A 10,186-nucleotide genomic window follows, 5' to 3' on the forward strand; every position below is an offset into this window, starting at 1 on the left:
TTTTTTTATAGGTTGAAATTTCGTAATTTTCAGAAAAATTAAAAAATGATAAAAAAGACAGTAGCAAACGTTCGCGAGGCCTGTGAGGGCATTGAAGACGGAATGACCTTTATGCTGGGCGGCTTCGGCCTTTGCGGCATTCCGGAAAATATAATTTCAGAATTGGTAAGAAGAAATATCCAAAACGTTACCTGTATTTCAAACAATGCCGGCGTTGATGACTTCGGGCTTGGCCTCTTGCTGAAAAAGCATCAGATTAAGAAAATGGTTTCTTCCTATGTAGGCGAAAATGCCGAGTTTGAGCGGCAAATGCTCAGTGGCGAAATGGAGGTTGAACTCGTACCTCAAGGAACATTGGCACAGCGCTGCGAAGCTGCACGCAGCGGCATTCCGGCATTTTTTACCCCAGCAGGCTACGGAACCGAAGTGGCCGAAGGCAAGGAAACCCGCGAATTCCACGGAAAAATGTATGTGATGGAAAAGGCTTTTGAAGCAGATTTCTCCTTCGTAAAAGCTTGGAAGGGCGATGAGGCCGGCAACCTCATCTTTAAGGGAACGGCCAGAAATTTCAACCCAGCCATGTGCGGCGCCGGAAAGATTACGGTTGCGGAAGTGGAAGAATTGGTGCCCGCTGGGGAATTGGACCCCAACCAAATCCATATCCCGGGAATTTTTGTCCAACGGATATTCCAAGGGGAAAAATATGAAAAGAGAATTGAGCAACTAACAGTTAGAAAAAGAAACTAATGGCCTTAACTAAAGAACAAATAGCACAAAGAATAGCAAAAGAAGTAAAGGACGGATACTACGTAAATTTAGGGATCGGCATCCCAACTTTGGTGGCCAACTTTGTGCGCGACGACATAAGCGTGGAATTCCAAAGCGAGAACGGAATCCTCGGCATGGGCCCTTTTCCGTATGAAGGCGAGGAAGACCCAGATTTGATCAATGCCGGCAAACAAACAATAACCGCTTTGCCCGGCGCATCCTTCTTCGATTCGGCCATGAGTTTTGGGATGATCCGCGGCCAGCACGTAGATCTAACCATTCTCGGGGCGATGGAAGTTTCGCAAAACGGAGATATTGCCAACTGGAAAATTCCCGGAAAAATGGTAAAGGGAATGGGCGGCGCCATGGATTTGGTGGCTTCCGCAGAAAATATAATCGTGGCAATGATGCACACCAACCGCGAAGGCGAATCCAAACTTCTCAAAGAATGTAGTTTGCCATTAACAGGTGTGAAGTGCGTTAAAAAAATAGTTACGAATCTTGCCGTTCTTGAAATTATCGATGGGAAATTCCACCTTCTTGAGCGCGCTCCGGGAGTTTCTGTTGCCGAAATTCAAAAAGCTACCGAAGGAGATTTGGTTGCAAAAGGAGACATTATTGAGATGGAATTTTAAAAAAAGAATAGTCTTAGAACTTTGCAAAACCATGATTTCATGGTTTTTTTATGTTAAAATACCGTCAAAAAGAGATGAAATGTTAAAATTTAATGCTTTTCATCGAATTTAAATGCTTTTTATCGCCCCATTGAAAAAATGTTTTCATATTAGCAGTCCCAAATCTTACCAACTTAACCTCATATGGAAAAAGTAATTAGATCATTTAAAAGCACCAGAGAATTGTTACTAAACGTGCTTTTCATTTTTAAGAAAGTGTTTTTATTGGTCTAAGCTTTTTTTATGGTTGTTTATGCCCCAAATCTGTCATAAACACAGATAAATTATTAAACCCGTTCTTCGTGAGGTTGGAACGGGTTTTTTTTATTGCTTATTTTTAAGTGGTTTTAAATTCCTTTCGGAATTGCCTCGATAAGTTTTTTTGAATACTCCGTTTGCGGATTTTCGTAGATTTCATCGGCATCGCCCAACTCCTCTATTTTTCCTTTGTTCATCACCAAAAGCTGGTCCGACATATATTTTACCACCGCCAAATCGTGTGAAATAAATATATAGGTAAAGCCGAAATCATTCTTTAATTCATTCAGCAAGTTCAAAACCTGCGCCTGTACCGAAATATCCAAGGCTGAAACCGATTCGTCGCAAATTACAAGTTTGGGCTCCACCACAATCGTGCGCGCAATGCCTACCCGCTGCCGTTGCCCGCCCGAGAGTTCGTGTGGGTAGCGGTAGAAATAACTTTCATCCAATCCAACTCTTTCAAGCAAGGATAGCACCCGTTTCTTTCTTTCTTTTTTAGTCTTGCCCAACCCGTGCACTTCCATAGGTTCCATCAATGCCTGGCCAATCATTAAACGCGGGTTCAGCGATGAATAGGGGTCTTGGAAGATAATCTGTATTTCCTTCCGAAGATTTCTGATTTCACTTTTTGAAAGCCTTGTAAGCTCCTTCCCTCTATATTTTATGCTCCCGGAAGTTGCCTTTTCAAGCTGAAGAATCGTTTTTCCCAAGGTAGATTTTCCGCAGCCCGATTCGCCTACGAGTCCCAAGGTCTCGCCTTCAAAAACTGAAAAACTAACGTTATCAACGGCTTTAACTATTTCCGGTTTTGCAAAGATTCCAACATTGCTGAAGTAGTATTTTTCCAAATTGGAAATTTCCAAAATCGGGTTTTGGGTATAAATCCGTTTGTGTTTCTTGGCGCGTTCGGTAGCTTTCACTTCCCGCGGCACAAAACTTTTATCGGCAATGGAGGCAATAGTGGGCAATTTTGCCAAACGGACAGCCAGCGACGGTCGCGATGCCAAAAGCGCTTTGGTATATTCCGCTTTTGGGTGTTTAAATAGTTCCTCAGTAGTCGCAGTTTCAACAATAGCACCTTTGTACATAACCACGACCCTATCGGCAATTTCAGAAACCAAACTTAAATCGTGCGATATAAAAAGCATCGCCATCTTCGTTTCTTTTTGGATGGTTTTCAAAAGCGAAATGATTTCCTTTTGGACGGTTACGTCCAGCGCCGTGGTGGGTTCGTCCGCAATGAGCAGTTTTGGCTTACAGGCAATGGCCATCGCGATCATCACCCGCTGCATCTGTCCGCCGCTTATTTGGTGCGGATAACTGTTGAAAATATCTTTGGGACGCGGCAATTTCACTTTTTCGAACAATGAAATGGTTTCCTTTTTCGCTTCGGAAGCGTTCATCTTTAAGTGAAGCCGAAGTATCTCGGCAACCTGAAAGCCACACTTTAACGAAGGGTTCAGCGCGCTCATCGGCTCCTGAAAAATCATGGCTATTTCGCTTCCGCGGATTTTTCGAAATTCCTTTTCCTCCGTTTTTAGCAGATTTTTTTCTTCAAAATGAATCGTTCCCGATAGTGTTGTTTGCTTTTTCGGCAACAGGCCCATGATGGAAAGGGAGGTAACCGATTTCCCCGAACCGGATTCGCCCACGATTCCCAGGATTTCGTTTTCAAAAACCTCAAAGGAAATGGAGTGCAAAACCTCGGTGCTGCTTTTTCTGTTCCCAAAGGAAACCACGAGTTCTTTAACCGATACTAAGGATTCTTCTTTCATCACTTCAAAGATAGGATAAAACAAGAGGATATTTTTTAACGGTAGTTCATCGAATAAAATTTTATTTCCGCAATTATTGTTGTTCTTTTATGTGTTTTTTATAAAACAACAACCCTATTTATTCACTAAATCTTAATTATTATGAAAAAAGTTAACATGTTCGTTTTTCTGCTTTCATTGTCAATTTTTGGTTTTTCGGCAGTAGTTTCTGCACAAAACAAAAACGATGAAAAGAAAAACGTAAAGCAACCCCCAAGTCTATTGGTTTTTGATGCCTCACAATCGTATTCGCTTCAAAATTCCACCCAAATTTTTAAAGAAGTTTTTAATCCTTCCCCACAGACTTCTTTCGTAACGCTAAAACAAGAACAGGACCCGTTGGGGTTTACCCACCAAAAAATGCAGCAGTATTTTAACGGTGTAAAAGTAGAATTTGCAACCGCAACCCTGAGCAGTAAAAATGGAACGGTACAAACTTTAAATTCTTCCTATTCCCCCATTGCGGAAGATTTCAGTGTAACGCCATCCATAAGCAATTCGCAGGCTTTGAACCGTGCCGTTGCACATGTGGGCGCTTCAAAATATATGTGGCAAAATCCTGCGGAAGCAGCGCTGGCCGACAATTACAAAAAACCTACTGGCGAATTGGTTATTCTTCCCATTATTAAAAATATTACGGAAGAAACCCGTCTTGCCTATAAATTCGACATTTATGCCACAGCCCCACTTTACAGGGCCGATGTATATATTGATGCCAAAACGGGGCAGTTTATTATGGAAAACAAAAGAATCCACGATGCCAATGTGCCCGCAACGGGAACAAGTCTTTATAACGGCAATGTTTCCTTTACTGCGGACAATGCCTCGGGGCCATACCGTTTGCGCCAAACCGCTGATGGCAATGGCATCCAAACGTTTGATCTGAACAACAGCACCAATTATAACAATGCGGTGGACATTACCAGCAACTCAACCAATTTTACCTCGAACCCCACCGGGGTCCAGGCCCATTTTGGCGCGGAACGTACGCACAAATATTACAGCCAAAAACACGGACGTAATTCCTACAACGGCTCGGGCGCCGTTATCAAGTCGTATGTGAGTTATTCCACCAATTATGTGAATGCCTTTTGGGATGGAAGCCGGATGACCTACGGCGATGGCGACGGCACCAATTATGGCCCTTTGGTTTCATTGGATATTTGCGGCCACGAAATTACGCACGGCGTTACGGAATATTCCGCAAACCTTGTTTACAGCTACCAATCTGGGGCTTTGAATGAATCCTTTTCAGATATTTTTGGGGAATCCATTGAGAAATTCGCCTCCGGAACCAACGATTGGTTGATGGGCGACGATATTGGCGCTGGCGGAAGCGGTGGCGCACTTCGCTCTATGAGCAATCCAAATGCATACGGTGATCCTGATACCTACCAAGGAACGTATTGGTACACTGGCTCGGGCGATTCGGGAGGTGTGCATACAAATTCCGGGGTGCAAAACTTTTGGTTTTACGTGTTGAGTGTAGGGAAAAGCGGCACCAACGATAAAGGCGACAGCTATAATGTTACCGGAATCGGGATGGACAAAGCAGCTGCAATAGCCTATAGAAACCTAACCGTTTATTTGAACTCGAACTCACAATACAGCGATGCCCGAAATGGTGCAATACAAGCTGCAATAGACTTATACGGTGCCGGAAGCGCTGAGGAAATTGCAACCACAAACGCTTGGTATGCTGTTGGTGTTGGCGCGCCTTACGGTGGCGGTGGCGGAAGCGAGTATTGTGCTTCACAAGGAAACAACGTGAATGACGAATACATAAGCCGCGTACAGTTGAACACTATTGACAATGCTTCCGGAGCACAGCTTTATTCAGATTTTACAAGCATTTCTACCTCTTTGAGTGAAGGTTCAACTTACACCATTACAGTTACTCCCACTTGGACCGGAACTGTTTATAATGAAGGCTATGCAGTATGGATTGACTATAACGGCGATAAGGATTTTGGCGATGCTGGCGAATTGGTTTGGTCCAAAGCTGCGTCAAAAAACACTCCAAACAGTGGCACATTTACGGTACCTACTGGAACCATAGGCGGAGAAACCAGAATGCGGGTTTCCATGAAATACAATGGAATACCAACTTCTTGTGAAACCTTCAGTTATGGTGAAGTGGAAGATTATACCATCAATCTTGGCGGGGCAGGGCCTGATACACAGCCGCCGACAGCTCCTTCAAATTTAGTGGCTTCAAACGTGGCACAGACAACTCTTTCACTTTCGTGGAATGCTTCCACAGATAATGTGGGCGTAACGGGTTATGACGTTTTCCAAGGCAGTACAAACTTGGGTAGTGTTACCGGAACTTCGGCAAATATTACTGGCTTGTCGCCAGCTACTGCATATTCCTTCAAAGTTCGCGCACACGATGCCGCGGGCAACAATTCCGGTTTCAGTAATACGGTAAATGTTACCACACTTTCAAACTCGGTTACCTATTGTACTTCCAAAGGGAACAATTCAAGCTATGAGTGGATTGACCTTGTGAAACTGAACAATTTGAACAACCCTTCGGGCAACGATGGTGGCTATAAGGACAATACCAATCTTTCTGCCAACTTGCCGTATGGTTCAAATACTATCCAGATAAGCGCCGGCTTTTCGGGCAGCAGCTATCGCGAATATTGGAGAATCTGGGTCGATTTTAACCAAAACGGCACTTTTGATTCCAACGAATTGATGGTAAGCGGTTCGTCGCGCAGCAGCGCAACGTTAAGCGCAACTTTCACCGTTCCTACTTCTGCACTTGCTGGGCCAACAAGGATGCGCGTTTCCATGAAATACAATACTTCCCAATCTCCCTGTGAAACCTTCAGTTATGGCGAAGTGGAAGATTATACGGTAATTGTTGGAAACAATGCTGCACCTCAAGCCTTTACCGAAGGCAGCAGTCTTGCCTCTTCTGAAATGGTTCTTTATCCAAATCCTGCCAAACACATCTTAAATATTGGATTGACCGATGCAACCGGCAAAGATTACGTACTCTATAATATTATGGGTCAGGTTGTAGGCAAAGGTGATTATGCCGAAAGCTTGGATGTTTCCGCATTGCAAAGCGGGGTGTATATGCTTGAAGTAAACACCGATACCAGCAAAATCATGAAACGTTTTGTAAAAGAATAATTTTTTAATATTGATAACCAAAGAGGCCAGTTTTCAAATGGAAACTGGCCTCTTCTTTTTTTTATGGTGGTAAATTATAACGGATCGCCCACTTTAATATCACATCTATGCCCTGGCTGGCCGTGGGCCGGATTTAAACCTGAACCACTAAAAGCTTTTATAGGGTTGGCGTTGTCAGTATTCATCTGTATGGTTTTAGATGAAGTTCCGCCCCCATTTAAAGGTGCTCCTACTGGAATAGCACAGTCATGGCCCGGCTGGCCGTGGGCCGGATTTATGGCTTGATTGCCGCTGTTAGCAGTAGTTGTTGTGGTAGTAGTTGCAGGAGCCACATTTTGAAGGGCTTGCTTTTTCTGTTCAAGGGTTGCTTCTTGCACAGTGTTTGTAGTATCAGTAGGTGTTTCTTTATCCTTGCAGGAAATAAAAAATGGCGCCGCGGCAAGTAAGACTATTAAAAATGATTTTGGATTGAATCGTGGAATTGTCATAGCAGTAGTTATTTAATTATGACCGACAAAGCTACCAAAATTTAAAGAGAAAACCACAAGTGGGAAATCCTTCCTGAGTAAAGCAGTTATACTGAAAGTATTTCGTCTTCGCTCAAAATCTCTTCATTGCGAAGCCGTAATAGGATTTGGGCGACAGTTACCGTATCCTTTTCGCAATAAATAATGATTCTATCGATATCCTTTTCTTCATAAAAAACGCTGCGCACTTGACTGCCATCAATATCGTCCTTTGGGGAAGGAATCCCGAGAACGTGCGCCATCAATTTGAGGGAGGTGAAAGTCTTGTAATCGCCAAATTTCCATAATTCCAAAGTGTCCAAATGCGGAACTTCCCAAGGTTTTTTTCCGAAAAGGTCCAATTTAAAAGGAATATCGATACTGTTGATAATCATGCGTCGGGCAATGTAGGGAAAGTCGAATTCCTTGCCGTTGTGCGCACAGAGCAAATGTTGGGGTTTGTTGAAATGGGTTTCCAAAAGCCTTTTGAAATCTTTCAGAATTTTCACTTCATCGCCGTGAAAACTGGTTACGCGAAAATTGCGGACGTCGCCTTTCAGCACAAAATAGCCTACGGAGATGCAGACAATTTTTCCAAACTCCGCCCAAATGCCGGCGCGTTCGTAAAACTCTTCCGCGGAAATTTCATCCTTCCTTTGGTATTGGCTTTTCAGCTCCCAAAGTGTTTTTGAGGTATCGTCCAGTTCGTCAAAATTTTCGTACTGTGGAACCGTCTCGATATCCAAGAATAGGATATGCTCCAAGTTTATACGCTTGATCATAATTCTGAAATTTTCAAACTGGGGAGATGCTTAAAGCTACGGAAAATTATTGATTTTGACCAAACATCTTATAAACCTCTTCAACATAAACATAAAAATCACTGCTAAAAGGCAAATCGGTTTTATTGCCGCGTTTGTGCCCCAAGCGCACGATAATTAAATCATCTTCGGGAATCACGATTACGTATTGTCCAAGAATAGCGCGCATTACAAAAATTTTCTTTTCCAAATAATTGCTCAGCCAAAAGCCATAACCGTATTCCGGACTGTCTGCAAAACGTGGCGTGATGGATTTTGCCACAAAATTTGAATCCAAAATTTGCCGGCCGTTCCACTTTCCGAAATCCTTATACAGTTTTCCGAAGCGTGCAAAATCCCTTGCGTTGCTGCCAATACAGCAATAGGCTTTTACCAATCTGTTTTCCTCGTCATCTATTTGCCAAACCGCAGGATTTTCAAAACCCAGCGGTTGCCAAAAACTTTCGTGTAAATAATCCGCCAACTTTTTATTTGTTGCTTTTTGGATAACCATTGCCAGAAGCTCCGTATTTCCGCTTAAATACTTAAAGCGAACGCCGGGCGTATCTACTACTTTCAATTTTAAGATAGTTTTGGCCAAATCGGCATCGTAGTAGGCACGGGCCGTCATCCCAAACGGATTGAAATACGATTCGTCCCAATTTAGCCCGGAAGCCATAGAGGAAAGATCGCCAACCGTCATTCCGGTTCCGGCATACTGCGGATAAAAATCGCCGACGGGCTGCTCCAAACTTTTTATAAAACCATCGTCAATCGCTTTTCCGAGCAACGCAGAAGTAACACTCTTCGCCATGGAAAACGAATTGGTCTGCGAGTGTTTCGTGAAGCCGTCAAAATATTTTTCAAACCAAATGCTGTCGTTTTTTATGATCAAAAAAGCAACCGTTCCCAAGGTGTCGTTCATTTCAGAAAGGGCTTTGGTCGCCTCAGCGCTGTTGTAATCTTTATGGATTGGCCAAGGTTGCGGATGGGTGCTCGCAGGGATTTTTTCCGTTTCAAAAAATTTAAAATCGTCAATATAGGCCGTGGTGTGCCCGTGCAGATAGACTACCCAAACGCCTTTCAGTATATAGCCGTAGCCCGTAACGTAAAGTCCGATTACGAGAATTACGACCAAAATAAAAAAACGTTTTAAAAAGCGCACTAGTCTTTTCATCGTTTACTAAGTGTGTCAAGAAGTGGTTGATTGATATAATAATTACTTTTCCCAATTTTTTGTTTAACCAACAATCCGTGCTCTGCAAGGGCATTAAGGTAAGAACTGGCGGTATTTCTATGCACGCCCAATTCTCTTGCCAAAAAATCTATTTTTGTATATGGATGTTTAAAAAGTGTATTGATTAAATCGTGACTATAAAAAGTGAAATTAGAACGGATTTTCATTTTATAAGTATCCATCAAGATTTTGATAGTATTTACGGTCACGATCGTTTCCTTAGCCGTAATTTCTATTCCCTTTAGCATCCAGATTATCCAAGATTCCCAATCATTTTCGATTCTTACCTTTTGAAGCAGTCGATAATAATCAGCTTTGTTTCTTATAATATAACTGCTTAGGTATAATACCGGAATATCCAGCAAATTTTGTTGTACTAAATATAGCATATTTATGATGCGGCCAGTCCTTCCATTGCCGTCATAAAAAGGTTGGATACTTTCAAATTGATAATGGATTATTGGCATTTTCAATAAACTGTCAATTTTATGAAAATCCGGGTCATTAATATATTTTTCAAGGTTTTGAAGTAAATTTTGAATTTCATTATAATCTTGGGGTGGTGTAAAAACTACTTCTCCTGAGCCGGGATTCTTAAGAACTGTTCCCGGCACTTTTCTAATTGGGTGATTTGGAGCAATTATTTGCTGTATTTTTATGATGTCATTTATGGTAAGTAATTTTTTTTCCTGAATTATTTTAAAGCCAAATTTTAATGCCGTTGCGTAATTTTGTGCCTCTTTTGCAGTTCTGGTAGTGGCAATTTCATCTACACTTGCTTTGTACATTTCGTCGTCCGTTGTTACAATATTTTCAATTTCATTGCTGTCTTTGGCTTCTTGCAAAATTAAAGTGTAAGCTTCCCCTAATTAGAACTGTTCATTCTTCTAATATTTCTACAAACTTATTATTTTTAATTCTCTTGGGGCTAGCCCCAAGAGAATTAAATTCCGCATATTTTACTGGCGGTATTTTACCC

At 42.2% G+C, this 10,186-nt stretch carries 8 protein-coding genes; 3 read left to right on the top strand and 5 right to left on the bottom strand.

The genetic code is table 11. The features are described from left to right. The first annotated feature begins 45 nt into the window (after nt 1-45). Nucleotides 46-747, top strand: coding sequence for a CoA transferase subunit A (locus POV26_RS11600; protein WP_272856638.1), 702 nt, complete (start codon nt 46-48; stop codon nt 745-747). After that, nucleotides 747-1,403 carry a CoA transferase subunit B gene (locus tag POV26_RS11605; RefSeq protein ID WP_272856639.1) on the top strand — a complete coding sequence of 219 codons (657 nt, stop codon included), beginning with the start codon at nt 747-749 and terminating at the stop codon, nt 1,401-1,403. The genes POV26_RS11600 and POV26_RS11605 overlap by 1 nt, the downstream gene beginning before the upstream one ends. 386 nt (nt 1,404-1,789) lie before the next feature. On the opposite strand, the gene POV26_RS11610 is transcribed toward POV26_RS11605, so the two are convergent. Continuing rightward, complete coding sequence (locus POV26_RS11610) at nt 1,790-3,478, bottom strand: ABC transporter ATP-binding protein (RefSeq protein ID WP_272856646.1); 1,689 nt, start codon at nt 3,476-3,478, stop codon at nt 1,790-1,792. Between the two features lie 141 nt (nt 3,479-3,619). Here POV26_RS11610 and POV26_RS11615 point away from each other — a divergent pair, with 141 nt between their 5' ends. Beyond that, complete coding sequence (locus POV26_RS11615) at nt 3,620-6,664, top strand: M4 family metallopeptidase (protein ID WP_272856640.1); 3,045 nt, start codon at nt 3,620-3,622, stop codon at nt 6,662-6,664. 74 nt (nt 6,665-6,738) lie between these two features. Here POV26_RS11615 and POV26_RS11620 read toward each other — a convergent pair whose 3' ends face one another. The 4 genes from POV26_RS11620 to POV26_RS11635 form a co-directional block, all read right to left on the bottom strand. After that, the gene (locus tag POV26_RS11620; protein ID WP_272856641.1) at nt 6,739-7,152 is read right to left on the bottom strand and encodes a hypothetical protein; all 414 of its coding nucleotides are present in this window, start codon (nt 7,150-7,152) and stop codon (nt 6,739-6,741) included. Nucleotides 7,153-7,238: 86 nt separating this feature from the next. Next, nucleotides 7,239-7,952 (bottom strand): 3'-5' exonuclease, encoded by a 714-nt coding sequence (locus POV26_RS11625; RefSeq protein ID WP_272856642.1) that lies wholly within the window; start codon nt 7,950-7,952, stop codon nt 7,239-7,241. 46 nt (nt 7,953-7,998) lie between these two features. Next, nucleotides 7,999-9,147, bottom strand: coding sequence for a serine hydrolase domain-containing protein (locus tag POV26_RS11630; RefSeq protein WP_272856643.1), 1,149 nt, complete (start codon nt 9,145-9,147; stop codon nt 7,999-8,001). Continuing rightward, a complete protein-coding gene (locus POV26_RS11635; RefSeq protein WP_272856644.1) occupies nt 9,144-10,052 on the bottom strand; it encodes a Fic family protein in 909 nt (302 codons plus the stop codon). Before POV26_RS11635 ends, POV26_RS11630 begins: the two co-directional genes overlap by 4 nt. Between the last annotated feature and the right edge of the window lie 134 nt (nt 10,053-10,186).

Origin of the sequence: Aequorivita todarodis, from assembly GCF_028561335.1 — a bacterium.
GTDB lineage: Bacteria > Bacteroidota > Bacteroidia > Flavobacteriales > Flavobacteriaceae > Aequorivita > Aequorivita todarodis.